Annotated in this window: 32 protein-coding genes, 3 tRNA genes and 1 pseudogene; 28 read left to right on the plus strand and 8 right to left on the minus strand. The window is 61.3% G+C overall.

Annotated elements, in window-relative coordinates:
* Positions 1–59: 59 nt before the first annotated feature.
* A complete protein-coding gene (locus AAD018_RS11360; protein WP_367316182.1) occupies positions 60–956 on the minus strand; it encodes a 5'-methylthioadenosine/S-adenosylhomocysteine nucleosidase in 897 nt (298 codons plus the stop codon).
* Between the two features lie 112 nt (positions 957–1,068).
* On the opposite strand from AAD018_RS11360, the gene AAD018_RS11365 reads away from it, so the two are divergent.
* The 3 genes from AAD018_RS11365 (at position 1,069) to AAD018_RS11375 (ending at position 1,886) form a co-directional block, all read left to right on the plus strand.
* Positions 1,069–1,143, plus strand: a tRNA-Val gene (locus tag AAD018_RS11365).
* A gap of 49 nt (positions 1,144–1,192) precedes the next feature.
* Positions 1,193–1,768, plus strand: coding sequence for a histidine phosphatase family protein (locus AAD018_RS11370; RefSeq protein ID WP_367316183.1), 576 nt, complete (start codon positions 1,193–1,195; stop codon positions 1,766–1,768).
* A gap of 42 nt (positions 1,769–1,810) precedes the next feature.
* Positions 1,811–1,886: transfer RNA gene (locus AAD018_RS11375), tRNA-Val, on the plus strand.
* A gap of 63 nt (positions 1,887–1,949) precedes the next feature.
* On the opposite strand, the gene AAD018_RS11380 is transcribed toward AAD018_RS11375, so the two are convergent.
* From AAD018_RS11380 to AAD018_RS11410, 7 genes and pseudogenes are all read right to left on the minus strand, one after another.
* A complete protein-coding gene (locus AAD018_RS11380; RefSeq protein WP_367316184.1) occupies positions 1,950–2,960 on the minus strand; it encodes a tyrosine-type recombinase/integrase in 1,011 nt (336 codons plus the stop codon).
* Positions 2,961–2,974: 14 nt separating this feature from the next.
* Positions 2,975–3,118, minus strand: a pseudogene (locus AAD018_RS11385) (helix-turn-helix domain-containing protein); the annotation flags it as partial.
* Between the two features lie 12 nt (positions 3,119–3,130).
* Positions 3,131–3,370: a hypothetical protein gene (locus AAD018_RS11390; protein ID WP_367316185.1), complete on the minus strand. Its 240-nt coding sequence runs from the start codon at positions 3,368–3,370 to the stop codon at positions 3,131–3,133.
* Positions 3,371–3,535: 165 nt separating this feature from the next.
* On the minus strand, positions 3,536–3,898 hold the full coding sequence (locus tag AAD018_RS11395) for a hypothetical protein (protein ID WP_412005257.1): 363 nt from the start codon (positions 3,896–3,898) through the stop codon (positions 3,536–3,538).
* Positions 3,899–4,299: 401 nt separating this feature from the next.
* Complete coding sequence (locus AAD018_RS11400) at positions 4,300–4,803, minus strand: Lar family restriction alleviation protein (RefSeq protein ID WP_412005258.1); 504 nt, start codon at positions 4,801–4,803, stop codon at positions 4,300–4,302.
* A gap of 16 nt (positions 4,804–4,819) precedes the next feature.
* Positions 4,820–5,035, minus strand: coding sequence for a hypothetical protein (locus AAD018_RS11405; protein ID WP_367316187.1), 216 nt, complete (start codon positions 5,033–5,035; stop codon positions 4,820–4,822).
* Between the two features lie 445 nt (positions 5,036–5,480).
* Positions 5,481–5,792 carry a hypothetical protein gene (locus AAD018_RS11410; protein WP_367316188.1) on the minus strand — a complete coding sequence of 104 codons (312 nt, stop codon included), beginning with the start codon at positions 5,790–5,792 and terminating at the stop codon, positions 5,481–5,483.
* A 601-nt stretch (positions 5,793–6,393) separates the two neighbouring features.
* On the opposite strand from AAD018_RS11410, the gene AAD018_RS11415 reads away from it, so the two are divergent.
* The 25 genes from AAD018_RS11415 to AAD018_RS11535 all read left to right on the plus strand — a co-directional run.
* Entirely contained in the window at positions 6,394–6,591 is a 198-nt protein-coding gene (locus AAD018_RS11415) for a hypothetical protein (RefSeq protein WP_367316189.1), read from the plus strand.
* Positions 6,578–6,817: a hypothetical protein gene (locus tag AAD018_RS11420; RefSeq protein ID WP_367316190.1), complete on the plus strand. Its 240-nt coding sequence runs from the start codon at positions 6,578–6,580 to the stop codon at positions 6,815–6,817. Before AAD018_RS11415 ends, AAD018_RS11420 begins: the two co-directional genes overlap by 14 nt.
* Positions 6,810–7,148, plus strand: coding sequence for a hypothetical protein (locus tag AAD018_RS11425; protein WP_367316191.1), 339 nt, complete (start codon positions 6,810–6,812; stop codon positions 7,146–7,148). The genes AAD018_RS11420 and AAD018_RS11425 overlap by 8 nt, the downstream gene beginning before the upstream one ends.
* On the plus strand, positions 7,145–8,257 hold the full coding sequence (locus AAD018_RS11430; protein WP_367316192.1) for a DUF7146 domain-containing protein: 1,113 nt from the start codon (positions 7,145–7,147) through the stop codon (positions 8,255–8,257). Before AAD018_RS11425 ends, AAD018_RS11430 begins: the two co-directional genes overlap by 4 nt.
* Positions 8,250–10,136 carry a DNA primase family protein gene (locus AAD018_RS11435; RefSeq protein WP_367316193.1) on the plus strand — a complete coding sequence of 629 codons (1,887 nt, stop codon included), beginning with the start codon at positions 8,250–8,252 and terminating at the stop codon, positions 10,134–10,136. The genes AAD018_RS11430 and AAD018_RS11435 overlap by 8 nt, the downstream gene beginning before the upstream one ends.
* Positions 10,137–10,727: 591 nt before the next feature.
* Positions 10,728–11,447: a hypothetical protein gene (locus AAD018_RS11440; RefSeq protein WP_412005259.1), complete on the plus strand. Its 720-nt coding sequence runs from the start codon at positions 10,728–10,730 to the stop codon at positions 11,445–11,447.
* A 96-nt stretch (positions 11,448–11,543) separates the two neighbouring features.
* Entirely contained in the window at positions 11,544–12,044 is a 501-nt protein-coding gene (locus AAD018_RS11445; RefSeq protein ID WP_367316195.1) for a hypothetical protein, read from the plus strand.
* Positions 12,045–12,278: 234 nt separating this feature from the next.
* Positions 12,279–12,354 (plus strand) — tRNA-Met (locus AAD018_RS11450).
* Positions 12,355–12,504: 150 nt separating this feature from the next.
* Positions 12,505–13,122 (plus strand): hypothetical protein, encoded by a 618-nt coding sequence (locus AAD018_RS11455; protein WP_367316196.1) that lies wholly within the window; start codon positions 12,505–12,507, stop codon positions 13,120–13,122.
* On the plus strand, positions 13,122–15,149 hold the full coding sequence (locus AAD018_RS11460) for a phage terminase large subunit family protein (protein ID WP_367316197.1): 2,028 nt from the start codon (positions 13,122–13,124) through the stop codon (positions 15,147–15,149). The genes AAD018_RS11455 and AAD018_RS11460 overlap by 1 nt, the downstream gene beginning before the upstream one ends.
* The gene (locus AAD018_RS11465) at positions 15,149–15,361 is read left to right on the plus strand and encodes a phage head-tail joining protein (RefSeq protein WP_367316198.1); all 213 of its coding nucleotides are present in this window, start codon (positions 15,149–15,151) and stop codon (positions 15,359–15,361) included. The genes AAD018_RS11460 and AAD018_RS11465 overlap by 1 nt, the downstream gene beginning before the upstream one ends.
* Positions 15,362–15,364: 3 nt before the next feature.
* On the plus strand, positions 15,365–16,900 hold the full coding sequence (locus AAD018_RS11470) for a phage portal protein (RefSeq protein ID WP_367316199.1): 1,536 nt from the start codon (positions 15,365–15,367) through the stop codon (positions 16,898–16,900).
* The gene (locus AAD018_RS11475) at positions 16,897–19,002 is read left to right on the plus strand and encodes a prohead protease/major capsid protein fusion protein (RefSeq protein WP_367316200.1); all 2,106 of its coding nucleotides are present in this window, start codon (positions 16,897–16,899) and stop codon (positions 19,000–19,002) included. Before AAD018_RS11470 ends, AAD018_RS11475 begins: the two co-directional genes overlap by 4 nt.
* Before the next feature lie 73 nt (positions 19,003–19,075).
* A complete protein-coding gene (locus AAD018_RS11480) occupies positions 19,076–19,414 on the plus strand; it encodes a DUF2190 family protein (RefSeq protein WP_367316201.1) in 339 nt (112 codons plus the stop codon).
* Positions 19,415–19,418: 4 nt separating this feature from the next.
* Positions 19,419–19,733: a head-tail joining protein gene (locus AAD018_RS11485; RefSeq protein WP_367316202.1), complete on the plus strand. Its 315-nt coding sequence runs from the start codon at positions 19,419–19,421 to the stop codon at positions 19,731–19,733.
* Complete coding sequence (locus AAD018_RS11490; protein WP_367316203.1) at positions 19,730–20,374, plus strand: DUF6441 family protein; 645 nt, start codon at positions 19,730–19,732, stop codon at positions 20,372–20,374. Before AAD018_RS11485 ends, AAD018_RS11490 begins: the two co-directional genes overlap by 4 nt.
* Positions 20,371–20,793: an acyl-CoA transferase gene (locus AAD018_RS11495; RefSeq protein WP_367316204.1), complete on the plus strand. Its 423-nt coding sequence runs from the start codon at positions 20,371–20,373 to the stop codon at positions 20,791–20,793. Before AAD018_RS11490 ends, AAD018_RS11495 begins: the two co-directional genes overlap by 4 nt.
* Positions 20,794–20,818: 25 nt before the next feature.
* Complete coding sequence (locus AAD018_RS11500; RefSeq protein WP_367316205.1) at positions 20,819–21,757, plus strand: phage tail tube protein; 939 nt, start codon at positions 20,819–20,821, stop codon at positions 21,755–21,757.
* Positions 21,757–22,188: a hypothetical protein gene (locus AAD018_RS11505; protein WP_367316206.1), complete on the plus strand. Its 432-nt coding sequence runs from the start codon at positions 21,757–21,759 to the stop codon at positions 22,186–22,188. The genes AAD018_RS11500 and AAD018_RS11505 overlap by 1 nt, the downstream gene beginning before the upstream one ends.
* A 137-nt stretch (positions 22,189–22,325) precedes the next feature.
* Complete coding sequence (locus AAD018_RS11510; RefSeq protein ID WP_367316207.1) at positions 22,326–22,475, plus strand: DUF7697 family protein; 150 nt, start codon at positions 22,326–22,328, stop codon at positions 22,473–22,475.
* Positions 22,465–24,618: a coiled-coil domain-containing protein gene (locus AAD018_RS11515; RefSeq protein ID WP_367316208.1), complete on the plus strand. Its 2,154-nt coding sequence runs from the start codon at positions 22,465–22,467 to the stop codon at positions 24,616–24,618. Before AAD018_RS11510 ends, AAD018_RS11515 begins: the two co-directional genes overlap by 11 nt.
* Positions 24,619–24,624: 6 nt before the next feature.
* On the plus strand, positions 24,625–24,990 hold the full coding sequence (locus AAD018_RS11520) for a hypothetical protein (protein ID WP_367316209.1): 366 nt from the start codon (positions 24,625–24,627) through the stop codon (positions 24,988–24,990).
* Positions 24,987–25,454 (plus strand): DUF1833 family protein, encoded by a 468-nt coding sequence (locus AAD018_RS11525; RefSeq protein ID WP_367316210.1) that lies wholly within the window; start codon positions 24,987–24,989, stop codon positions 25,452–25,454. The genes AAD018_RS11520 and AAD018_RS11525 overlap by 4 nt, the downstream gene beginning before the upstream one ends.
* Positions 25,454–25,837 (plus strand): NlpC/P60 family protein, encoded by a 384-nt coding sequence (locus AAD018_RS11530; RefSeq protein WP_367316211.1) that lies wholly within the window; start codon positions 25,454–25,456, stop codon positions 25,835–25,837. Before AAD018_RS11525 ends, AAD018_RS11530 begins: the two co-directional genes overlap by 1 nt.
* A partial coding sequence (locus tag AAD018_RS11535) for a hypothetical protein (protein WP_412005260.1) occupies positions 25,827–26,427 on the plus strand: 601 nt, incomplete at its 3' end. The genes AAD018_RS11530 and AAD018_RS11535, both read left to right, overlap by 11 nt.

Consider the following 26,427-nt stretch of genomic DNA (forward strand, 5'->3'; position numbering starts at 1 on the left):
ACCGGATACCGAAAGCCCGTTTCGCCCTCTCCGGCGGCATTAACCTATCGCTCCGAAACCTACTCCCAAGCCGCCAGAAACGCCTTCACAACCTCCGCCGAATTGACCGCCGCGAGGCTCATGAACGTGCCCATCTCGTTCTCTCCATCGCCCCCTCCGGCCAGATCCGACAAGGACCGGAACGCGATGAACGGCACCTCATTGGCATAGGCGACATGGGCCACGGCGGCGCTCTCCATATCCAGGACACGCGCCTCGAACGTGTTGAAAACAAAGGATCTATAGTCAGCATTGTCAACAAAGGCCGCCCCAGAAACCCCATTGCCACCGACGACGATCTGCGGCGGATCAGACAGGCACGCATTCTCCTCGTTGCAGTCCTCCAGCGTCAGATCCGCCGCGACAGCTTCGGCGACGGCCAGCATGTCTGCATCCACCTCGAACCAGAACTTGGTTTCAGGCTCATCTGACCGACTGCTCTGGACGGTCTGGTTGCGGGTGAACATCATGTTATAATTGGGAAAATCCGATCCCATCCAAGGCGGAATGGCAAATCCATCCTCCGTCTCCCGCGCTAAAGTGACATCCAGATACTGCCCCCACTGCGCCGCCACGACGACATCCCCGATATTCAGATCCGGATCCACGCCTCCGGCAATTCCTGAGAAAACGATGCCTTCGATCTCGAACCGATCAAGCGCCAGCTGCGTCGTCATCGCCGCGTTGACCATTGAAATCCCTGACAAAAACAGAACGACCGGCTGCCCCTCAAGCGTGCCGGTGATGAACCGGTTGCCATTAACGACATGCGCCTCGGCCTCCTCCAGCCCCTCCTGAAGTGTCAGCCATTCCGGCGCGAAGGCCGACATGACCGCAAGTCGCGGCTCGGGATCGAGCGTATTGGCGAGCGCCGTAACCGGCATAAAAAGTGCAGCAAAAGCAAGACAGTATCTCATATCAATCTCCCTGTTTTGAAGAGAGGCTGACGTGCCGCATCGCAAGATGTCAATGAAGCTGCACCGCCACTTGATCCGCATCCCGCAATTGGCTATTCCCGCGCCTCAACACGGGTGATTAGCTCAGTGGTAGAGCGCTTCGTTCACATCGAAGATGTCAGGGGTTCAAATCCCTTATCACCCACCAGTTTCCCAAGGCGCATCCCCAAAGGATGCGCCTTTTCAATGGGTTGACCATGAGCGATTACCCCGATCTTTGGCTCTTGCGACACGGAGAGACCGTCTGGAACCGCGAAGGCCGGATGCAGGGCAGCCTCAACTCACCGCTCACCGAAAAGGGCGAGGCCCAGGCCCGCCGCCAAGGCGAGATCCTCGCCCAATGCGACCTCACCAAAGCGCGCGCCTTCTCCAGCCCATCGGGCCGCGCCGTCCAGACCGCCGCACTTGCCGTCGCTCCGCTTCTGCCCGAGATTCACACCGATGCCCGTCTCAAGGAGCTTGGCGTCGGGGAAAATGAGGGACAGCTCGTCCCCGACATGCATTCGGCCTTTTCCGCCGCATATCCTTCAGATCATTGGGTAAAAATCTATGACAGCGTGCCCGGAGGAGAGGGGCTCACCTCCCTCAAGGCACGATGCCGCGCCTTTCTGCACGACCTTCAGACCCCCACCGTCATCGTCTGCCACGGCATCACATCGCTGATGATCCGCTCCCTCGCGCTGGAGATCCCGCTCGCCAAAGTGCCGCGCGGAGCGACCAGCCAAGGCATCGTTCATCATGTCACAAACCGCTGCGTCACAGAGCTCGACTGACGCTTGCTCCTGCCTCTTGCGCAAGGTAGGACAGCGTCTGGAGGGCGATTAGCTCAGTTGGTAGAGCGCTTCGTTTACACCGAAGATGTCGGCGGTTCGAGCCCGTCATCGCCCACCATGAAATCAAAGACTTAGCTGGATTTTGCGAAGTGTTTCCCGGTTCAGTGAACTGGTTCTCCCTTTAAGCGGTCCTTATTCTGGTGAAATCCAGGACGTCTGCAGCATCCTGCATGTGGCCTGGGAGGTAGCGTCCGTAGACTTTGAACGTTGTGGCGGTGTTGGAATGACCAAGCATCTGCGAGACCTTCGTCATGTTGACGCCTTCCGAAAGCATCGTGACAGCCGCTGTATGGCGAATGTCGTGGATTCGGATATGGCCGATGCCTGATCGCGCTACAGCACCTTGGAAGCCGGAGCGGATCGACTTTATTGGACCACCGGCATATTCGACCACATAGTCACTTAAAGCGGCGTCCTGCGCGGAGGACAGAGCGGCGCGGACCATTGCGTTCATGGGCACGTTCGCGCGTCCCTTGCGCGTCACAGTGTCGGGTAAGCGCAAATTAATGTTGTTCCCCTCGAAGCTGACGCGATCCCAAGTCAGATCCAGCAGGGACCCGATACGCGCCGCGGTTCCGAGCATAAGGATAATCGCCAACCGGATGTGGGGCTCGAAGGCTCCATCGATTAGGGCGGCCGCTTCACCACGAGACAAGATTCGCTTGTCGGATTCGGGCTTGCTTGGCCGGAAGATGTGGGTCGCACGATCGATCATCCGCACTTTTTCGGCCCATTTGAGGGCCGATTGCAGATGTCCCAGCTCGGTGTGGACAGTTCCTATGCTTTTTCCCTCGGTGATGCGCATGTCCGCATAGGCGCGGCAGTGGGAGCGCTCTATTAGGTCAGAGCGTAATGCGCCGAAGTGCGGGAGGATCGCCTTTCCAGTCCAACCCATCGTGATCGCTGTCGGCTTGTCGCCGAGATCCTCCCGGTATGCGTTCCAGATCTCCGACACAATTGGGGCTGACTTGCGTGCGACGAACGTCTCTCGGCGATAGACCTCTATTGCCTCCGCTTCGGCCTCACGGACGGTGCCAGCTTTAAGCTGATGGCGTCGTCTCTTTCCGGAATCCGCATCATCCCAGTAGACGCAGAAGCCGCCTCTGAGGCGCCCAAGACTGATATCTGGCATTCGTGCTCCTCTACGGCATCGATCGGTATCCGGATCATGCGGCCAACACGAAATCCGCGCAACTCACCCCGCTTTACCATCTGCCGGATTGTTTCGGCCGAGCATTGCCAGCGGTCCGCTAGCGTCTCGGGCGTCAATGGACGTTCGGAGGCAGCCATCGGTCCCAGATCTCAGATGCGCGTTTCGTCAGCTTCGACGATCCGCCATGAGCGCGGATGATTATCGATGACGTCGGCATTGCGCAGCTCGCAGACCACGTAGGTCTGCATGTTCGTGGCACGGGTTACCTTCGCCGCCTGAGCCGCCAGCATACAGTCGTGAAGGCTTGGCATCGCGCTGACTTCTTTTTCGGCGCAGCCCCCTTCGACTGTCAGTCCCGCACAAAGAACGAGAGTCCAGATGAATTCCATAATCTTCCTCCTATCAAATGAAATTGAAACCGTTGACCTTCGACTAACAAACCAACAACAGCGGCGACCCTTCTCGCCTCAGGTTGCAGGTGCAATTGTGCCTCTCCACTTTGACGAGATCTAGGCTGATCGCCTCAATACCGATCTGAAAGGCAACTAGATCGATCATTGATGGAACTCCGCGATCCTCGCGCGTTCGGCCTGGTCTTCGTGACGTGCCAACGTCATCAGCCGGCCGAGGATGGAGGAGACATTGCGATCAAGAGCGTCTGCGATCGCCGTAAGGGTGGCGCCTTGAGTACGCATGTTAATCAGCCGCCGGTCGTCCGCTTCGCTAAAGCGCCGGATTACGTGATTGCCACGTCTCACGACCATCGGACCCCTTACCGCGATCCTGTATGGTGACGGTGGCTCGGCTCCGAGGCGCAGGCAATGATATCGAACGGAGGCGCGCGGCATCCCGAGTTGCTTGCCGATGGCCGCGTAGGTCATACCTTCCTCCCGCAGATCGACAGCTTTCTTGATCATGGAATCGGGGTATCTAGAGCTCGCCATTCAACGCCCCTTCGCTTGACGTCGGGCGGTGTTAAGACGGCTCAGCGCCTCATCGGTCATGTCACGAACCTGATTCATGGCGACCGGGTAGGACGGCCCTGCGGGCTTTCCTGATCTGGGCCGCTGAGCTCTTGTGATCAGAAGCCAAGGTGCGATCCGTTTGCCAAAGGCGGCAATGAACGAGGTCCAGTCCTTTTGGCACTGGCTGGAACAATAGCGCGCTTTGCCATCAGGTAGCTGTCCGCCACACCAATTGCAGAGCGCCTCACTGAGCGGTGGAGGGGTGCGCGGCTCCGCTCGGTACGGAGCGACCCTAACCCCGGTCAGCGAGGCGCTCCGGAGGGGGGTGTTACGACCCCTGCGTGCCTGAACGGTCACCAGAGCACCCCCTGGGCGGCGATAAACGCGAGCAGCCCTGTTGCGAAGGCGCAGATCACCAGCAGTATCAATTCGATATCTGTCCGACCCACAAACCAATCGCGCATCTGCATCCATGGCGACCGACTGCAGATAATCGCCCTGCGGTCTGCCAATCTGGCCGCGTGGGACGGACCCCACTTCGCGTCTTGCATCTCCTCGGCGTGGATCTGGAAATCATCGATGACCGTCGGCAATTGAGATCTGGCACCCCCAACCCCGCCAAATGCCATCTGGACGAACCTGCGGTTCCATAGGTCCGCGATATCTCGACCCTCGCGATGTCGTGGCCCGCTTGCGCCGCAGGTCTTGCATCCGACCTGCTCAAATCCAAACATCCGATACATCTGAGGCGGCATGATCAAATCACGCGATCCACACCACGGGCACGGCAATAAACCCGTCGTCATACCACGTCCTTCGAGAGGCTGGTTTTCGCGATGCGGGTCCGAGTTGGGCATGGATTCCAAACCCATCTCAGGACACCACGTGAATGCGCCGGTCCAGCTTACGACGGTCGCGCGCATCAGCATTGAGCCGGGTCATGTTCACCCGCTTGCCTCGAGCAGACATGAGGCTGGCCCATGCAAGTGTCCGAAGCTGATAGTTGCGTCGGTCGACGTCAGGATTGCTGGCCACAGCGCGGGCGCCAAGCGTCTCTACCGCGCATGAGATATGGACGAACGACCTCATGCTTGGCACCCGGGAGCATGCTGCGCCGGAGGCGGGGGCGGCAGCATCGGAATTGGCGGCGTGCCGTCATCGTCCCATTCGGATGCAATTTTGTAGACAATTGAGATTGGCTGGCCGCTCGATCTTGAGAGATAAGCCGCGCGTGTCTCCCAACCAAATTTCTCCCATTCCTCAAAATTCGGTATTCCCATGGCATAGACTCACTTCATCGCTTGCATCTTCACGACACTTTCGAATATCGAAACATAAGATGCAACCCAAAACTTTCGAATATCGAAAATTGGTCTGGAAGAGCGCGCTTGTGAACGAGAAGCTAGTCACCAACTATAGATTGAGGGGAGTGGCGATCGATGCAGTCTCATTGCTGGAGACGCAGAGATGACAATGGAAGAATTTCCCGCACGAACGTGGAGAGTAAGCCGACGATTGAAATTAGAATTGTTTGTTAAGATGCTTGGAGCTGCGCTTCGTCGTCACCAAGGACGGCTGACAAATACAGAACTGCAGCGCGTTTTTGATGAGCATCAAGCTTTGATAAATACTCTTGAAGTTGCTCCTCGAGAGGATCCATCGAGTCCCCAGGAGCCCGATAACCGAAAAACTGACGGATCATATCCGCTTCATCAGCCGAAAGCTTCCGGTCCCCACTGAAGAGCAGGGATATCTTGTTGTCGGTGAAGCCAGGAACCGCATCGCGCAATCGCGACCGCGGCATGTTGTGCTTTTTCAGCTGCTGATCAATCCATTCCAACTTCATGCCTCATAGTCTTCGATTATCGAAAGTCGTAAAATCACGAATATCGAAACAATCCACTTGCGCATATACTTTCGATAATCGAAAGTATGCATCATGACACAGGATTCCAAGAGCAGCGTCGCGCATCGAGTGATCGAGAAGTGTGGCGGAGTAGATGAAACCGCACGCTTGATCGGTAAGACCCCCAACTGGGTCTACCGATGGACATATCCTCGGTCTCGCGGAGGAACCGATGGACGCGTACCACAATCCGCTCAGGAAGCCCTCTTGCGAGCGGCGAGAGCTGGGACAGTGTCGATTACCCCTGACGATTTTTTTGAAGACGCATCATGAGAAGTGTTTTTCAATCCGTCGTTTCGAATGGAAGGCCGCGCGCCGCTAAGAGCGACAAGCCTTCCAGCCGCCGCCCGTCGCGTTGTTCTCACTCGCTCCGGCGCGGGCGGCGGCTTCAACAAAGAAGAGCGGGTCGCACGACCTTCGAGATCGCGTCCGATTGGGGAGTCGAGAACTCAACAGTCCGCTCAGACTGTCGGAGATTGGGGCTCACGGTTTCGACCGACGGACGCCTGACATTGCTCTTGGCGGCGCAATGACGAGGTGCGTGTTCCCCCTCGACTGTCTTGCAGTTGTGATAGCCCCCGATCCCAAGTTTGCGACGATCCTTCGGTACCGGATTCGCTTCGATGCGCCGGGCCATCACGCCTTCGTCGATGGTTTCATCAAACCGTCGATGGCCGATGAACTGGACGCGCTCGCCGCCTTTATTCGAGCGCAGGAGGGTTTCTATGAGCCGCGCTAGACCTTTCGAATGGACCGATCAGCGGCTTCTGCAGCTCCTGCATCTCAAGGACGTGGAGGGTCTGACCTTCGGACAGATTGCCGTTCGTTTCTCCGCGTCGCGCAGCAGTGTCATCGGTGCCTATCACCGGGTCGATAAGGTGATGCGCGACGTGCCGTCTGACCGTCATGATGGCTCGATGCCGCCGCGATGGTGGGCCGAACGACGGTGCCCGAGGCATGTCTAGCCGGTCTCCAACAAAGGAAGAGCGGGCGCTCCTTCATCTGGGCGCGGCGCTGTGTTGTAGGCGACTGGATCCGGCAGAGGAGGATATCCTCGTCTCCGAGATGAACCGGCTGCAGCTGCTGATCAATCAGCGCGAAGTCTCCCTGCCGTCGCATGACAAACATCCTTTAGGTGACACCACCGTCCAACTCCTCTCGATCGCGCAAGGTCTTGTGGCCTGCCGCCGGGGCGGTGCGGAGTACAGCAAATGCATGGCTCACCTGAAGATGCTGGTGCAGCTCACCCTCATTCGAATGGCGGAGACGTATCTTGGCCGGAAGCTCGATCAATGAGCCGCCAGGTTGATGCCCGCCTCGAGCAGGCGAAGGACCTATCAATCCGCGAGATTGCGGATCGTCTTAAGATCGACGGATTGCAGCGCCGCGGTGACGAGCTCGTCGCCCCTTGTCCTACCTGCGGAGGGCGCGAGGACAAGCTCCAGATTAACACGGCCGATAACGTCTTTCTCTGTCGCGCCTTCGGTGGGGGCGATGGGATCCGCCTGGTCGAACACGTCCTCAATTGCGACTTCAAATCGGCTCTCGACTGGCTGGTCGGGGAACGGGCGGTTGAGATGTCCGATGAGGAGATCGAGCGTCGCCGGCAGAAACGCGAGAAGGCAGATCAAAGGCGCGCTGAGATCGCAGCGCGGAAACGCGCGGAGTCGATCTCGATGGCGCGGGCGCTTTGGGCGGATGCGCGCATCTTTTCCGGGAGCACGGCCGAGAAATACTTGGCCCTGCGTGGGATCAAATTCGACACGTCCCCAACCGGGCTGCGCTTCCACCCGGCGCTTCGCTACATGCACATGATCGACGGGGCCTGGACAGAACTCCATCGGGGACCGGCTATGCTGGCAGGCATTGTGGCCCCGTCTGGACAGCTGATCGGGGTGCATCGCACTTGGATCGATCTGTCCTCTCCGGGGTCGAAGTGGAAGGCGATCATCGCCCACAACGGCGAGCGCCTCGATGCCAAGAAGGTGCTGGGCTCGAAGAAAGGCGGCGCAATTCGCCTAACGCCGATGGCGAAGTCGCCGGTTCTCATTATGGGCGAGGGGATCGAAACGACGCTCTCGGCTCAGGTCGTGCAGCCGGTCCCAAATGCGGAATACTGGTGCGGCATCGATCTCGGCAACATGGCCGGCCGGATGCGCAAGATCAAAGGCAAACGCTATTCCGGGCGGCCCGATCTGGACGATGAGGACGCCTTTTTGCCGCCGCCCTGGGTCAAGCGATTGATCTACCTGATGGATGGCGATTCCGAGCCGAAGATGACCCGCGCCAAGCTGGAATGCGGGCTCCGCCGGGCCATGGCACATCGATCCGATCTGCGCGGCCAGATCGTCTGGGCCGGTGAGGGGGTGGATTTCAACGATCTGCTGAAGCACGACGATGACTGACAAGAAGAACAGAGTCAGAGCGGCGTTTGATAATGCCGAGGACGTGCCGCCAGACGAACAAGTCTCTTCCGAACCCGACGCGGCGCCTCGAGACGATGGCTATGGCGACGGTTCCCCGCCCCCCGATTGGCAGGGGCCGCCGGAGGACATCCCGGCCCTAGAAGTCGAGGGCGCCAAGCTGCCGCTCAACGATACCGGCAACGGCCATCGCTTCGCGCTCTATTGCGGACAGGATGCGATGTATGTTCCGCGCGTGGGCTGGCATGTTTGGGACGGCAAGCGATGGCGGATCGATCCGGACGGGATTGCTGTGCGCGGCCGCGCGCAGACGATCCATGAATGGATCGAGAAAGAGATCCCGCATCTGCAGCTGAACGCGGCCGAGCGGCGCCGGGTCGATCGCCTCGAGGCGATCCGCGGTGAGCTCCGGGATGTCGGCACGGCCTATCCTGACCTCTCGGAAGATGAGCGGGCCGAGAAGCGCCAGTCGCTTTTGGCCGAGAAAGACAAGCTCAATGGCGAGCTATGGGGACGCGGATCATCCCGGGCCAGGCACAAGGCCTTCGCACGATCAACCGGCAATAGCGGAGCGATCAAGAACTTGTTGCTGGAGGCGACCACGACCCTCTACCGGGATGTGGAGGATCTCGACGCCGATGCGTTAACCGTCAACACCGAAAGCGGTATTCTGCGCTTTTCGGTGTTTGATATGCGCGAAGATGGCGGCGGCAAACAGGCCGAGGTCGGTCTGATGCCACATGAGCGGATCGTCTCGATCCAGGGGCGTAATCGGCCGCAATACATCACCAAGCTGATGCCGGTGGAGTACGATCCGGACGCGAGCTGCCCGAAGTTCGACCACTTCCTTGCGACGGTCCAGCCGGATCCCGCGATGCGGGCCTTCCTGCAGCGATGGTTTGGTCTCTCGCTGACCGCATTGCCGGTCCAGAAGTTCCTCTATTGCTACGGGATGGGCGCGAACGGCAAATCGCTCTTGGCAGGCCTCATACGCCGCATGCTGGGCGACTATGCCACGATGGTGAAGATCGAAAGCCTGACCGGCAAGAACCGCAAGTCAGGCTCGGACGCGACGCCCGATCTGATGCGCCTGATCGGCGCCCGCGCCGCGATCACCAACGAGCCTGAAGAGGGCGAGCGGCTGCAGGAACAGAAGATCAAGGAGATGACCGGCGGCGATGAGATGCTGGTGCGCAACCTGCATTCGGATTTCGTGGAGTTCACGCCGTATTTCAAACTGACCTTTACGGGGAACCATAAGCTCGAGATCCGGGGCACGGACGACGGGATCTGGCGGCGGCCGCTGCTTTGCCCGTTTGAGGTCCAGATCCCCGAACGCCTGCGCAACGAGAAGCTCGGCGATGAGCTCTTCGAGGAGGAGCGCTCAGGCATCCTGAACTGGATGATCGCGGGGCTCCTCGACTATCTGGAAGGCGGTCTGCAGGAGCCGCCGCAGGTGCTGCAGGCGACCGAAGAGTACCGCAAGGACAGCGATCCGATCGGGGACTTCCTCGCCACGGCCTGCGAGATCGATGGCGGATCGGACTTCCTGCCCTCCCGCGAGCTGGTCGATGCCTGCTATCTCTATCTGCTCGAGAACACCTCGCACACCTGGCAGCCCGGCAACCTGCAGCGCAAGCTGAAGGAACGGAACGGGAAGTATCGCCATCCCCGAACGGGGAAGACCTATATGCGCCACAAGCGCAACGGCATCTGGGGCTATACCGGCCTTCGCCTGACGGAGGATATCCGCGCTCGGCTGGCCGATGCCCCCCGAGATGCCAAGGGCCTTCCCATGGTCCGCAAGGACAGCTCTGGCAGCGCCAGCGGCTATGCGCCGCCGGACGACGACTTCACGTGATGTCCTGGGCGGCCTCCTCCCCTCGAAGCGCCGCCCGCACCCCGCACCCCTTTACCCAAGACCCTCGAAAATCGGGGCAGAACCCGAAAAGCTGCCCCGATCCGGGGCGCTTTTGGCGAAGACGTGTACCGCAGGAAACCACGCTCCGACAAAGGCTTACCGGCCATTCGGGGCGCGCGGGGCGCATAGGGCAGAAATTTGAGCATTGCACGTGTGCGCGAGGGATCAGGGGTCTGGGGTGGCCTCAAATAAAAAGCTCTCACGCGTGTAAGGTGGAAACTCCTGCCCTATGCGCCCCGCGTGCCCCACCACGCCTTTTTTGCGCGTTGTTTCAGCGGGTTATGCGATTGGCGTTTTGGCATACGTTCTGCCCCATTCCGTCTCTTTCTGCCCTAGTGGCCCCGCTGCTTACAGACCTTCATCAACATCTTCCTCCTTCTTCGTTCGAAGGAACAAAATATAGAATTCAGAGGTGAGCTAATGGGAAAAGAGGCGGCACTTACAGCGGAAGAGCAGGCGGCGATTGCCGAGTACCTGTCCAAGAACTCTCCAAAGACACCGGCACCGAAAGCAAAGGTCATTCGACATCCGATGTCATATCCGGACACGGTTGCAGCGGTTCGTCCAATCCGTCACGCGCCGCAGCCGATCGCTGATCAGCGGCGCGATCAACGCCGCCGGGAAATGTCGGCGCTCGAGGCACTCGAATGGGCATTCGGGCGAGAGAAAGTCTCGCTGGATCTGCCGGATCCGCGCAGCGCCGAAGAGCGCGGATCCGGCTTCGGGATGGAACACGTGCTCCTGGAGCGGGCGCGGCTCGGCCGAGTGCGCATCGATACGTCGATCGGCCGAAGCTCAGCTCACGATGATGCGGAAGTGATTGCGGCCGTCCTATCAGCGCTACCGCAAGCTGTTGGCGGCAAGCGTATGGCGATTCGAATTGCCGAACTGGCGCGAGCAGGGCGGCGACCGGATTGGATGCCCGATGCACAACCGCGTCTCGAACCGTTGGCGCTCAACGGTCGGGGGACGGCGAAGACCGAGGTTTGTGAGATCCTTCGTGTCAAACGGCGGGTTCGAACGGGAGCCCGAGGGGATCGGTGGTTCAATCGTAAGGTTGAGGTTCGGTGGTGTCCGTGCCGATGGATGCCCGATCTAGCTCAGATCAGTGCAGCCCGAAGCGCCTACGTCCGCTGGTGGATTGCGCTTGATCGGGTTCGAGCAAATTTGAGTGCGGGCGGAAAACTACGGTCATTGACGATCACAAGCACGATGCCAGCGGCGTCGCCCTGGACTAAAAAGCAAGGTTAGATCGTATAGCAGATAGAGGCTGGAAGTATGCCGTTCTGGCTCTAGATCAGCAATCTATGGTTGTAATTCCATGAAACAACTTGCGGAGAATATTAAATGAAGAAGATTTGCACACTTTCAGTCTCTGTTGCGATGTCACTGGCGATTGCGGGACCGATTTCACCAGCACTAGCACAAGACGTTTATCGAACGCCCGTTTATCAGTGCTTCTCTGGTGATATCTTTAATCGAAACAATATCCTAGCAGGTTTAGGCGTCGATCTTGCGATAAATTGGGAAGTGATCTCCGAACTGTTTTCTGTCGGCATAGATAGCGGACCAGGAGAAACGGTTATGGCCGGCGGTCTCTCCGGCGACTATTCAATCTGTTATCCGACATTTACGGGAGAGGATGATGAGATCGATAAACTAGTTCAGCGGCTCGGGGTCATGGTATGTGCGATAATTAACAATGAATCTGGAGATGACGGTTGGATCCATTCAATGACGGGATCGACCAGGAATCTGGTTGCCGAAGGCGAAGTTAGGATGCAAGTCTTTGACCAACCTGCGCAGACTTGCATGTTTGTGACACCACAGGATTTGCGCCCCCTGTAGTGCTACCTTCAGTTGATTGCGGTGGCATCGACTCCTCCGTCTTGTTCGAAGACCAAGAAGCCAGAAGCTACCATTCAGTGGAGGGCGCCGCCTAGTGCTCCAACAACACTTCCTTGAGACCTAGAAAAGCCATAGCAGCTCCTGAATACTTGACGTGGCACAGAGCTTATGATTGACATCTTGCCAGCACATGTTTCGCGCCCGGAGGAGAGATCCTTCCGGGCGCGTCTCGTTTGTGGGGTGGAGCAGCGGTCAGCTCGCCGGTCTCATAAGCCGGAGGTCGCAGGTTCAAATCCTGCTCCCGCAACCAGTCATCATCGCCGCCTAGCGTCCAACCCCCCGGGGCCCTTCGGGTCCTTCCTGGCGCTGGACGTATACGGGGGGGCTTAGCGCTTACGTTTCGCGGCGCTTAACTAAATCGAAAGCCTAAATTTAGCCTAAACGAGGATCGCTGACCCCTATGGAATTGCTGCGCGCATCAGAACTGGCAGATCGTCTTTCGCTGTCGCGCGGCCGGATCAGTCAGCTCGTCTCCGAGGGGAAGTTCGACGGCTGCTATCAGGGCAATGGTCGTAATCGCCGGTTCGATCTGGCCAAATGCGTCAGCTCCCTCGACCGGACCCTCGATTTCGGCCAGATGCATGGAAACGGGGCCGAGGCGGCCGCGACCCGGCGAGAGGTGCTGCGCGAGACCGAAAATGCATCCGGCCTCCCGGCGGGCGCGTCGCAACTGCCGGACTCCGACACGGATGCGATGCGGCTGGTCAAGCTCGAGAAGGAAAAAGAGGGCCTACGCAAGCTAAAGCGCGAGAACCTCGCATATGAGCAGGCCTATGCGCTTCGTTCGGAAGTGGACACACAGGTCCGCCGCATGCTGCAGCAGGAGATTATGCAGATCGAAACCATGCTGTGCCACGCCGCTCAACGGATCGCCGATGAGCTGGCCGTCGATATGAAGACGGTCCGGAGTATTCTGATGCAAACCTGGCGCAAACAGCGCGAAGAGCGGGCGCAGGTCCTCGATGGCGCAGCCGATCAGGCAGAGCTGACCGACGCCGAATGCGAGGCGGATATCTAGTGGGCTTCCTCGCGCCGGCCGCCGAAATCGTCAATCGCGCGGCAGCCGCAGCGATGGTGCCGCCGCCTCCGCCGGACATCACCCGGTGGTGTGAAGAGAATATCATCTTCGACGAGCGCTCGCCGCTGCCCGGCGCGTTCTCAATCGCCCGGTTTCCCTTCCTTAAGGAGATCCATGAGGTTCTGTCACCGGAGCATCCCTGCCGCGAGGTGACGGTGCGCGGCTCAGCGCAGTGGGGCAAAACGGTTTCGGTCATTCAGCCGACGATCGGTGCCTGGCACGAATACGGACCGCTCGACAGCCTCGTTGTGCATCCGACCACTTCGGCCGCAAGTGAATGGGTGAACAACAAATGGCTGCCGATGCGGCGGCAAGCGCCTGCGCTGAAAAAGATCTTCGGTGAGGCGCGCGTCGGCGACAAACGGGACACAACGTTCGACCAGGAGACGATCCTGCGGACGGGATCTCTCAAGGTCGCGTCCGCGGGGTCTCCGGCGGATCTAACCGGGACGTCTCGCAAGCTGGTCGTTCTCGACGATCTGTCGAAGTTTGAACAGAACAAGCTCGGCGATCCCGAAGAGCTCTCGGTCTCCCGCGCGTCTGGCTACGAGGATGCCAAGATCCTGCGCGTTTCGACGGCGATGATCAAAGGGACCTGCCGGATCAGCAGGGCCTTCAATCGCAGCGATGCGCGGCTTTATCACGTGCCGTGCCCGCATTGCGGTACTGCGGCGCCGCTGACCTGGGAGAACTTCCTCAAGTCGATCCATCCGGAGCGGCTTTATGGGGCGCATTTTACCTGCGAGGCCTGCGGCTGCGCGATCGAGCACAAGGACAAGGAGCGGATCGTCGGGCTCGGCCGCTGGATCGCCACCAACCCGAAGGGCGATCATCCGGGGTTTCATCTGTGGCGGGCCTATGCGCCGCAGCGCGATTGGGCTTCGATCGCCGTGGAATATGCTCGAGTTATGGGCTGGACCAGCATGACGGTCACGAGTGAGACCGAGCAACAGCTCAAGGACGCGGTTGAAGCGGAGACCGAACAGACGTTTCACAACGATGTGCTCGGTCTCCCTTTTGCCCAAGCGAGTGGCGGTATGGATTGGGAGGGGCTGCGCGACCGGGTCGAGAACGCGCCCGACGAGCATGGTGTGCTGCCTAAATCGGTCCTACCCGCGATCGGTTTCATCCTGACGGCCGGTGTCGATTGCCAAGGGGACCGGATCGAGGTGCAGATCGTGGCCCATGGCCGCAACTATCGCCGCTGGGTCATCGATTATATCGTGATCCCCTTTCACATTGGTGACGAGGAGGGCCGCGACGCACTTGATGCGATCCTGAAAGCGGCCTGGCGCACGCAGCTCGGCTTGCCGGTTCGCCTCGACATGATGGCGATCGATGTCGGCACCTATACCGAGGATGTCTGGTCCTTCGCCAAGCGGCATCCGTGGTCGCGGGTCATTCTTGTCAAAGGCGCATCGAGCGCGACGGGGCCGATCCTGCTGCCGATGAAGTTCGAGCGGCGCAAGGACGGCAAGGCGAAGCGAGCCCAAAAGCGGGCCTTTATGCTGAATGTCAGCCAGCTCAAGGCCGATTTCTATGCCTGGCTCGACAAGGAGGATCCGCTGGATCGCGGCCATGTCGCGATCGCGCGTGGGATGGGCGACGAGTATTTCCGGCAGATCACGTCGGAGGTTCGGGTGCTCAAACGGGCCCGAAGCGGCGCGACCATGAGCTCGTGGGAACTGGTCGAGCCGACCCGGCGCAACGAAGGCCTCGACACGATGAACTATGCCGAGGCTGCGGCGCGGCGCAAAGGCTGGACGTCGAATACGGCCGAGCAATGGGACGTGCTCGACTCGCGCTATTCGGTGCCGCCCGAAGAGCCGCAAGGCGATCTCTTCGACGGGCAGATACCGGCGGTCACCAAAGAAGAAGCAGCGCCCGCGCGGCAGCAAACGGAGACGCCGTCACCGGCGGGCGGGACCGGGTCATGGCTCGGGCAGAAGAAGGGGGATTGGTTCTGATGAGCTTCACGATCGATGAGCTTCGGCTCCTCAAGGCCGCCTATGCCAGTGGTGTGCTTGAGGTGCGCTATGACGGGAAAGTCACGCGCTACGATGACGGACCCGCATTGCTGCGCCGAATCCGTGTCGTTGAGGCGGAGCTCGCGAAAGAGGCCGGGCAAGACGAGCCGTCCAGCTTGCGCGTCACCTATGTCGGGTTCGACCGGGCCTGATCGATGGCAGATCGGAATACACCGCAGGTGCGGTGGAGGCGCCTCGACAGCGTTCTCCAGTCGATTGCGCCTGAATTTGCCGTCCGGCGCTATGCGAACCGGATCACTGCAGCGAACTTGCGTCGGGCCTATGATGCAGCCGCCAAGGGCCGGGGCACGAGCGGATGGCGGACGGCGTCCAGCTCGGCCGATGCGGAGATCGAAGTTGCAGGCCAGCCCCTGCGCGACCGGATGCGCGATCTCGTGCGGAACAATCCGATGGCTGCGGCGGCCGTCCAGGTTCTCGTCAACAATATGGTCGGCAGCGGGATCCGTCCGCGCGCAGCGACGGGCGATCCGGAGCTGGACCAACAGGTCGATGCCCTCTGGGCGAGATGGCAAAAGCAATGCGATGCGCATGGCCATACCAATTTCCACGGTCTGACGACCCTGGCCGCCCGGGAAATGGTCGAGGGCGGCGATCTCTTCGCGCTCCGCCGTTGGCAGAGGCGGCGGGCCTCGGATGTGCTGCCGCTTCGGATCGAGCTGCGCGAGGCCGACTACCTCGACGATGCCCGGTTCGATCATCGAATGAACGGATCGCGGATCTCGAACGGGATCGAATATAACGCAGACGGCCGGCGCTCGGCCTACTGGATGTTTCCCGAGCATCCCGGCGATCGCGGCTTGACTTTCGGACGCAGTCTCGGCTCGCAGCGCATCTTGGCCAGCCAAGTGGCGCATCTCTTCGAGCGGCAGCGCACGCAATCGCGCGGGGTGCCCTGGGGGACGCCTGCCATTCGTCCGCTGCGCGATGTCGACGATTGGCAGCATGCTGAGCTCGTGCGCAAGAAGACCGAGGCCTGCCTTGTCGGCGTCGTGACCAATGATGCCGGAGAGGAGACGCTGACGCCGGTCATCAAGGATGCCCAAGGCAATCCGATCGAGCAGTTTTCGCCGGGCATGATCGCCTATGCGGATGGGGCGACGGGGGTCGAGTTCAATCAGCCCTCTGCGGTGGGCGGCGTTTACGAATGGCACCGGGTTCAACTTCACATCATCGCCTCAGGCTTTCGTGTCCCTTACGCGCTGATGACCGGCGATATGAGCCAAGCGAACTTCTCCTCGAGCCGGGTCGGGCTCAACGAGTTTCGCCGGATGATCGAGCAATTCCAATGGCAGACGCTCATACCGATGTTCTGCCAGCCGGTTTGGGATTGGTTTGTCGAGGCGGCGCAGCTGATGGGCGAGCTTCCGGTGGGCCGGCCGATCCCGGTCGATTGGGCGCCGCCACGCTTCGAAAGCGTCAACCCGCTGCAGGACGCGCAAGCCGATCTGATCGAAACCCGGGCGGGCTTTGCCACCCTGCCGCAGCAGATCGCCAAGCGAGGCCATGATCCGGACCTGCAGATCGCCGAAGTGATCCGGTTCAACGCAAAGCTCGATGAGGGCGATCTCATCTTCGACAGCGATCCAAGGCGGGTGTCGAAGGTCGGCCAAGCTCAGGCCAATGACCCGCTTGAGACGGGCACCAACCCTCCGGAAAGGAGAGATCCATGACCAATATGCAGCCGGTTGCTGGCCAAGAGCAGCAGGTCTCCGGCCCGCTGGCTTATCGACAACTCGATGTCAGACCTGAGACGTTTGATGTAGAGGCCCGCACGATTGATGTGGTTTGGACAACAGGCGCTATCGTCCAGCGAACCCGCTGGGAAGGCTGGGACGACAAAGTCGAATATGACGAGGAGCTTGTCGTCAGCGAGAATGCCGTCCGCTTCGAACGGCTCAATGGCGGTGCCCCGTTTCTCAATACACATCGAGCCTGGTCGGTCAGCGATGTGTTGGGGATCGTGGTCGAAGGATCGGCTCGCATCGAGGGAGGGCAGGGGGTCGCCACGATCCGGCTCACCGAAGCCGAAGATGTGGCCGATGTGATCCTGCGGATCGTCGAAGGTAGCGTGAAGAACGTCTCGGTGGGCTACCGAGTGCACCGCTACGAGATCACCAAGACCGATGGCGAGCGCGAGCTTTGGCGCGCCGTCGATTGGGAGCCCTTTGAAATTTCTGCGGTCCCGATTGGGGCCGATCCGGAGGCGCGCACGCGCTCGCAGACGACTGCGGGCGCGGCCGCCTATCCCTGCACCCTGATCCGGCAGGATGCGCTGGCCGCGCGCGCGGCATCAATGGAGACCAGAGAGATGACCACAGAAACCGCCGCCGCGCCCATGCCCGGCCAAGACGACAGCACCACCCCGACGCCGCCGACCACGGAGACCCGAGCTTCTCCGGAGAGCCAAGCGGCTCCGGCGAGCGGAACGCCTGAGCCCACGTCGACACCTGCGCCATCGCCCGATGCCGATACGGTCCGTGCGCAGGAGCGGCAGCGCAGTGCGCAAATCCTCACGCTCTGCCAGCGCCATGGTATTCCCTCCGACACTTCGGCCGATCTGATCGCCCGGGGCGTGACGATCGACGAGGCGCGCACTGCGGTGCTTGACGCTCTCGCGGCACGCAATGCAGGCGGGCGCATTCAAGAGCCATCGCCGGCCGCGCCACGCGGGGACGGCGCAGAAGAGGTCGCATATCGCGATGCGCTGTCCAATGCGCTTTTGCATCGCTATGACCCGGCAGCAAATGTCCTCAGCGAGGAGGCACGGGAGTTCCGGGGCCTCTCTTTGGTCGAGCTGGCGCGCCACGCACTCGATCGGCGCCATGTGTCGACGCGAGGACAATCGAAGATGGAGGTCGCGTCCGCTGCCTTTCAAATGCGGTCGACCGGCTACCACACGACCAGCGACTTCGCGTCGATCCTCGCCAATGTGGCAAACAAGACTTTGCGCGCCTCCTATGAGCGGACGACGCGGACGTTTCAGGCCTGGGCCCGGCGTGCGACGATTACAGACTTCAAGCCGGTCACACGCGCGCAGCTCGGCGGCGCTCCGGATCTCAAGAAGGTCGTGGAAAGCGGCGAATTTAAATATGGGACGATCGGAGAAGGCGCGGAGGTCTACGCGCTGGCCACCTATGGCCGGATTGTCGCGATCACGCGGCAGGTGATCGTCAATGACGACCTCGACGCCTTCACCCGCATCCCCAACGCCTTTGGCGCCTCTGCGGCTGATCTGGAAAGCGACATCGTCTATCAGATCCTGTTGCAGAACCCTGAGATGGCGGACGGAACGGCGCTCTTCGCCAGCGCCCACGGCAATCTTGGGACCGCGGCGCGCGTGACGGAAGCGGCCTTGGCTGCGGCCTACCGAGGCTTTGGGCAACAGAAGGGGCTCGAGAAGCGCCTAATTTCGGTTCTGCCGAGCTACATCATCGTGCCGCCCGGACCGCGATCGGTCGAGGCGCGCAAGCAGGTGACCGCGACAACGCCGTCGAACACGGCGGATGTGAACACCTATGCCAACCGCCTCGAGCCGATCGAAGAGCCCCGGCTGATCCCGGCCTCCGGTCAGGATCCGTGGTTCCTCGCCGCCGACCCCGCCCGCGTCGATACGATCGAATATGCGTATCTCGATGGTCAGGAGGGCGTCTACACCGAAACCGAAATGGGCTTCGATGTGGACGGACTGAAGATCAAGGCGCGCCATGACTTTGCGGCCAAGGCGATCGACTGGCGCGGCCTCTACAAGAACCCGGGCGCCGCCCCAGCCTAGGGCCGACCCAGTTAGGGTCTGACAAACGGAGACGCCTTCGGGCGTCTCCTTTTTCTTTGCAAAGGAGAGAGACATGAAGAACTTCATTCAGAACGGCGAGGCGCTCACGGTACCGGCACCGGCCGATACCAAATCGGGAGAAGGCGTTGGGCTTGGCGTGCTGTTTGGCGTCGCGGCAGGCGATGCGCTGAGCGGCGAGCCCTTGGTGATTAATACGACCGGGGTCTATGAGCTTCCCAAGGTGGCGTCGCAAGCCTGGAGCGTCGGCGCGGCGATCTTCTGGAATGGCTCAGCCTGCACCACGTCCTCGACGGGCAACCTCCTGATCGGAGCGGCTGCGGATGTGACGTCCAATCCGAGCGAGACCGGTGCCGTTCGGCTGAACGGTTCCGTGCCCGCGACATCTACCTAACCTGATGAGCGTGTTTTCTGCGGCCATGGACGTGATCTTCACAAACCCGGCCATGGCCGTGGAGGCCGTCTGGACCTCGGCGGACGAGGCACAAAGCAGGCCCGTACGTCTGATCTGGAAGAGGCCGGACGAAGAGCTCAGCTTCGGGCAGGCCCAGATCGTTGCCGAGACCGCTGTTGCCGACATCCGGGTATTGGATCTTGCGTCGCCTCGGCAGGGCGATCGCTTGGCGATCGGAGCTCTTCTCTATGAGGTCATCGGCGATCCGCGCCGGGACCGCGAGGGGCTGATCTGGACCATGGATCTGACACCGTTATGAGACTGCGCGCGGATCTGAAGGGCGATCTTAGAGAGCAGCTTGAGCGGGAATATCTCAAGGGTGAGCGCGCCGTGACGCTGACGATGCGCCGCGCAGGCCGCAGATTGCAGAAGGCTTGGCAAGGACAGGTCACGGCGGCGGGCCTTGGCCAGCGCCTTGCCCGCACGATCCGGGCGGAAACCTATCCCGTCGGACAGAATAGCATGAATGCCGCGGCGCTCGTCTACACAAAGGCCCCGAAGCTCATCGCCGCGTTCGACGAGGGCCCGATGATCCGCTCAAAGGAGGGTTTTTGGCTTGCCATTCCGCTGCCGACGGCCGGTCGGGGGCGGTTCGGACGGAGAATGACGCCGCTGGACTGGGAGAGGCGTACGGGCAAACAGCTGCGCTTTGTTTATCGAAGTGGGCGCTCAGCGCTTTTGGTGGCCGACGATGCGCGCCTGTCCAGTCGCGGCCTTGCACGCAACAAGGGCGGGCGGCGTCGCAAGGATGGCATCCTGTCGGGCGCGCAGACCGTGCCCATCTTCGTCCTGGTCCCGCAGGTCAAGCTTCGTAAGCGGCTGGATCTCGACCGGGATGTACAGCGCATCGCCAACGGCCTTGCCGCCGATGTGGTCGCGACATGGGACCGGCTGTCATGACGCGGCTTGAAACCATTATTCGCGAGGTTGAAGCGCGGCTCAAAGTCGGGCTCGACGCTGACGTAAAGCGCGGTGTTTCGATCCCGAGCCGGATTGGCAATTCCGGGCTCGTGATCATCCGCGATGGGGATCCGGGCGATCCCGACGTGACGCTCTCGCCGCTGACCTATCACTTTGACCATGCGCTCGAGCTTGAGATCTTCGCGGACGGTGCGAGCGATCGGTTCACGCGCTTCGACGTGATCAAAGAACAGATCTCTACCGTCTTTGCAGCGGACCGCGCGCTTGGCGGTCTATGCGATTGGATTGAAGCCGAGGCGCCCCGGCAAGAAGACCTGCCGGTCGAGGGCGGCGCCACAATCAAAGCCGCGATCATCGACGTCGTGGTGCAATACGCCACTGCCGACTCTGTCGGCTGACATTTCCGGAAAAGAGGAGACCAATATGGCACGCGCACAAGGGGCGCGGTCGCAAATGGCGGCTGCGTTCGAGACCACCTATGGCTTACCGCCGCTGACCGGCTTTCGGCGGATGCCGTTTGCGACCAGCACGCTGAGCGAGACCTTCGGCCTTCTCGAAAACGAGCTTCTCGGCTATGGCCGAGATCCGCTGGCCCCCTCCGAAGATGTCGTCAGCCTTGACGGCGACATCGTCATTCCGATGGATACTCAATCCTTCGGTCTCTGGCTCAAGGCGACATTCGGAGAGCCGGCGACGACCGGGAGCGGCGCCCCCTACACCCATACGTTCGAAAGCGGGTCCTGGGAGCTTCCAAGCCTCTCGATCGAGACCGGTATGCCCGAAGTGCCGAGCTTTGCCATGGCGGCTGGCAACAAGGTCGATACGCTGAGCTTCACGATGCAGCGACAAGGCCAGTTGCAAGCCACCTTGGCGCTGATCGGACAAGGCGAGAACGTCAATGCCGCCACGTCGGCCGGAACGCCGACGCCCTTCGAGCTGACACGCTTTGTGCAAAAGCAGGGCAATGTGGAGCGGGACGGCACGCGGCTGGCCAATGTGGTGTCGGCCCAACTGACCTATCGCAACAATCTCGATCGCATCGAGACGCTGCGAAATGACGGCAAGATCGAGGGCGTCGATCCCTCGATGGCGATGCTGACCGGAAATATCGTCGTGCGCTTCGCCGATAAGGTGCTGCTCGATCAGGCAATCAATGGCGAGCCAGCGGATTTCGAGTTCAGCTTCACCCGCGCCAATGAAAGCCTGACCTTCGCCGTCCCCCGGATCTACCTGCCCAAACCGCGGCGGACGATCGAAGGACCCCAAGGCATTCAGGCCACGTTCGACTGGCAGGCCGCTAAGGCTGCCGATGGTGGCCCGATGATCACCGCAACCCTTGTCAACGCAATCGAGAGCTACTGATGCTGACCCTAGACCTTAAACAAACTCCCTATTGGCTCGACCTGCCGCATGGCGTTCGGCTCAAGCTCCGCCCGCTCGGCACGAGCATCCTGAGCGAGGTCTTTGCCGAGCTACGGGACGACGAAGCGGCTGATGAGCCTGCTGAGGACGGCGCGGACGATGTGTCGGAGGACACATCCGCAAGCGCGCCGCCCTCGAAGGATCTGGCGCGCGCGCGATTGATCGCAACCCGAACCGTTCTTGAATGGGAGGGGGTTGGCGACGCGACAGGCAAGCCGATCCCGGTCACCGATGAGGGCCTCGCGGCCTTACTCGAAGTCTATGCGATCTATGCCACGTTTCAGCAGGATTATATCCTGCCGGCGTTCCGGGTGGCCGATGAGGGAAACGGCTCCGCGCCCTCTCCGACTGGCACTTCGGAGACGGCGTAGACTATTGCGCGGCGTGCCCCTCACAATGTGTGGATTGCCCCTACCGACAGAACAAGCCCCGAAGCTACGAGGGTCGCGCGGTTTGGAATTTGGTCCTCGCCTCGGGAGGTCAGTTTCGATGCGTAGCCGGAGACCGCATGATGCGCACCGGATACGACATGTCCGCGGTGCTGGCGCTTGGGCGGGCGAAGGGCGTGCCCTCTGCCGCGATCGGAGAGTTCTTTCCGATGATCGAGCAGATTGCGGTGCGACGCTGGACGGGCGGCGGAACTGACGATGGCACGTAAAACGGTTGGCGTCCGCCTTATCGCGGAGAACGGGCAGCAGATCCGGGCGGAGTTCGCCGGGGTCGGCATGGCCGGCAAACAGGCCTTTGAGCAAATCGCCTCCGGGCAAAAGAGTGCCGAAGCCAGTGCGCGCGTCTTCGAGCAGGCTTTGGAAGATGAGACCCAGGCCTTCCGCCAATTGCGGGCGTCGGTCGATCCGGCCTTCTCAGCAACGCAGCGCTATCAGCAGGTGGTGCGGAGCACGCAGCAGGCCGTTCGCGCCGGAGCGGCGACGCAGGCGCAGGCAAATCAGGTTCTTGCGCTCGCTCAAAAGCAGTACGAAAGGGCGGGTCGGTCAGCCACCCGCTTCAATCGGCGCTTCGCTCTGAGAAACGTCTCCCTGCAGTTGTCTCAGGTGGCTCAGACCGCTCAGGTCCTGGGGAACCCTCTGCGCGCATTGGCAATCCAAATTCCAGATCTCGCAATCGGATTTGGTCCCCTCGGCATTGCAATCGGCGCTGTCATTGGTGCCGCCTCCAGCTTTGCCTTGAGCATGTTTCAAGCGAAGCGTGGGGTTGAAGAGCTAGAGGACAGCCTTCCATCGCTTGAAAGGCGGTTGGGCGATCTGGAACAGGCCGAGAAGGCCTATGCAGACGCGGCGCTGGCCCGCCAAGTGATTCAGACTGCAGTGACCAATAACGCGCTCATTCTGGCGGAAAAGGAGCTGTCGGCGCGCCGGACGCTGTTTGAACTGGAATTCGCCCGAGAAGAGATCCGCACGAAGAGGCTCAGGGAGAGTGTTTCTCAGCTCCAGCAGGAGTTGGATGATCTGGTCCGTGTTCCGGTGGGTCTTACGGAGGACATATCGAACGAGGCCTTCGTCAACACGCAGGCTGAGCAAGAGCGGTTGGCTTTGGTGGAAGAGGCGCTCGCCGCAAATGAAGATCTCGTTGATCAGATCCGCGTCCAAAATGCGGAGCTGGATGTCTCAGAGGCGTCCCTTGAGCAGATGCGCCTCTTGCTACAGGACGGGGCGGCCAGCGCTGATGACATCGCCAATTCGAATATGGCCGATGGTATTTCCCAAGCGACGGTCGAAGCGGCGAAGCTGGCCAACACGCTTGGCATTGCCGTATCTGCGGCTTTCAGCCTGCAGCGGCTTCGGGCTTCACAGCAGATTGGCGGCGGTCGGGGTAGAGACCCCCGGGATTTCTTACCTGGTGGGTCTGGCACGCAGTACCAAAATGAGCTGGGCTACGAGTCAATCGACGAAGTCATCGAACGCCTAACTCCCAAGCCAACGCGCAGCTCGTCGCGCAGCGGTCGCGGGGCGCGCGGTGGCAGTTCGGGTCGGTCCGAGGCGGAACGGGCCGCATTGCGGGAGCAAAACCAGCTCGAGCGCGAAGCGGAGCGCGTCACACGCGCGGTGCGAACCGAGCTCGAGCAGTACAATGCCGAGCGGGAAAAACTGCAGGAGCTGCTCGATAAGAACCTGATCTCGACCGAGACCTTCAACCGCGCGATGGAAACCGCGACGGAGATCTACGAAGAAGCTCAGTTCGAAGAGGTCACCAAAGGCGTCGAGGGGATCTCCCGGGCGATCGCCGAGAACATGGACGATTGGGAAGGTCTACGGGATGGCGTCGCGGGCGTTCTTGAGCAGATCCGCAACGATATTCTGACCTCTCAGATCGAGGATGCGCTCATGGCGATCCTCCAGCCGATCCTTGGCGGTTTGGGCGGCGGCCAGGGCTTCGGCGCTTCTCTTCTGGATTTCTCGGCCTTTGGGCCGTCGCAGGGTGGCACAGGCGAGCTGGGCCTCCCGAGCTTTGATGGGGGTGGCCACACTGGCTACGGGCCGCGCCTTGGCGGGCTGGACGGGCGCGGCGGTTATCTGGCGATGGTTCATCCACGCGAACACATCGAAGACGAGACCCGTCCCGGAGGGGGGCGAGGCGGCGGCAGCTCCGAAACCCGCGTGGCCGTCGACGTCTTCGTCAAAGACGACGGAACGCTAGGCGCCATCGCAAGAGATGCCGGGGCCGCGGCCGGAGCCGTTGCTGCGCAAAAGGCGGCTGGCCCTGCCTTTAACGAGCATGTTGCGCGCGGCGGCAGCGACAGAGCGCTGGCCAGCCGCTACGGTATTCGAGCGCGCGCGCGGTGATCGAGGATGGCTGATTTTCCCGCAGATCTTGCCGCTCGCTTCGGGTTTCGGGGCTACGCCGAAGGAGCGCCGACCGGAGCCGTCATCTCGACGGCGATGAGTCTAGGCCCCGCGAAACGTCGACCCCGCTCGACCACCGTCATCGAACCGATTTCCGGTCGCATCCGGTCGATCCGCTCAGAGCGCGTCGATGCCTTCCTCTCCTTCTTCAAAGAGGATCTACGCTATGGCGCCCTGTCCTTCGGCATGCCCCATCCGCGCACCAAGCTGATCCGGACCTGGACCTTCTCCGGTCCGGACGGCGCCTACACCATCGTGCCGCGCACCGATGAGTGGTTCGACATCGACGTCAATCTGGATCTTTACCCATGAGCCTTTCTCCCGTCGCCCGCCGCTCGATCGATGCGGGCGAGACCGATGCCGTCTGGCTGGTCCTTGCCGATCTGCGCCATCCCGATTGGGACCAGGATATTCATCTCGTCACCAATACCGAGGCGATCGTCTCGAACGGGATCATCTATCTGCCCTATGCGATGTCGATCACCTTTCCCGAGGAGGGGACCGAAGGCGTGCCGTTTGTCGCCTTTGCCGCCGACAATGTCTCGCAAGAGATCCTTGCGGAGCTGCGCAGCGTCAGCGGGCCAATCACGGTCGATCTCTGCCATATCGTGGCCTCCCAGCCGGACCGCCGGATCGCGCCGCTGGACGGGCTGGAGCTGCGCGTCTTCAGCTACGATGTCCAGACGATCTCCGGCCAGATCGTGGCCTCGCCCGTGCGCGAGGCGCCGGCCAGCGCGATCTCCTTCACCCCCAACCGGTTTCCCGCGCTCTTCTGATGTGGACCGCAGACTACATCGGATGGCCCTTCGCCGAGGGCGGGCGGAGCCGTGCGGGTATCGATTGTCTGGGCCTCTATCTGCTGCTTAACCGCGAACGCCTGGGTCGCACGCTGCCGGACCTCGCCTGCACGCGCGCCCAAGCCGTCCGCCGCCGCCTCATCGATGCCGAGCGGGAGCGCTGGCGGGCCGTCGATCCGGCGCGGATTCGAGAGGGCGATCTCATCCTGATGCAGGCGGCCGGGCATCTCGCCCATGTCGGCTATGCCGTCGATGCCGTCTGGATGCTGCATATCGAGGATGATCTGGGATCGCGCCTGGCGCGTCATGCCGAGCACCCGATCGCCTCGCGGATCGAGGGGATCTATCGCTATGACGCTTGATCCGATCCCCGCCAGGGTGGAGCGCGCCGCCTCGCCGATCCAGACGATGGTCTCGACCTCGCCGCTGCCGAAACCCCAGCCGCTGACGCGTTATCTCGAAGGCATCACGCTTGCTCAGATGGCCGATCGCGGCGGAATTGAGCGCGGGACCTGGGCCGCTTATCGGGCGACGATTACGATCGGTCTGCAGAGTTGGGACATCCCGGCGCAGCACTGGACCGTCACCAAGCCCCATGGCGGCGCAATCGTCGAGATCGTGCCGCTCGTCCATGGCCCGGCCGTGGCCGCGATCGGCAGTGCCCTGATCACGTCCTTTGCCCCGACCATTGCCGCCAGCATCTTTGGCACCGGCCTGCTGGCAACGCTGGCGACGGCGGCGATCAGCATCGTCGGAACGCTGGCGCTCAATTCTCTGATCCAGCCGCCCGAGCCCGAGATCGGCGACACGACGCCGTTCTACGGAATCGGCGCCCCGGCGAACCGGGTCGAGCGCTATGCGCCCGTCGCCTATCCGGTCGGCCGGCATCTGAGCTATCCGCAGCCTGCCGCCACGGGCTATTCGGAGACGCGCGAGGACACCGTCATCTATC

The organism is Aestuariibius insulae (assembly GCF_040783535.2).
GTDB lineage: Bacteria > Pseudomonadota > Alphaproteobacteria > Rhodobacterales > Rhodobacteraceae > Aestuariibius > Aestuariibius insulae.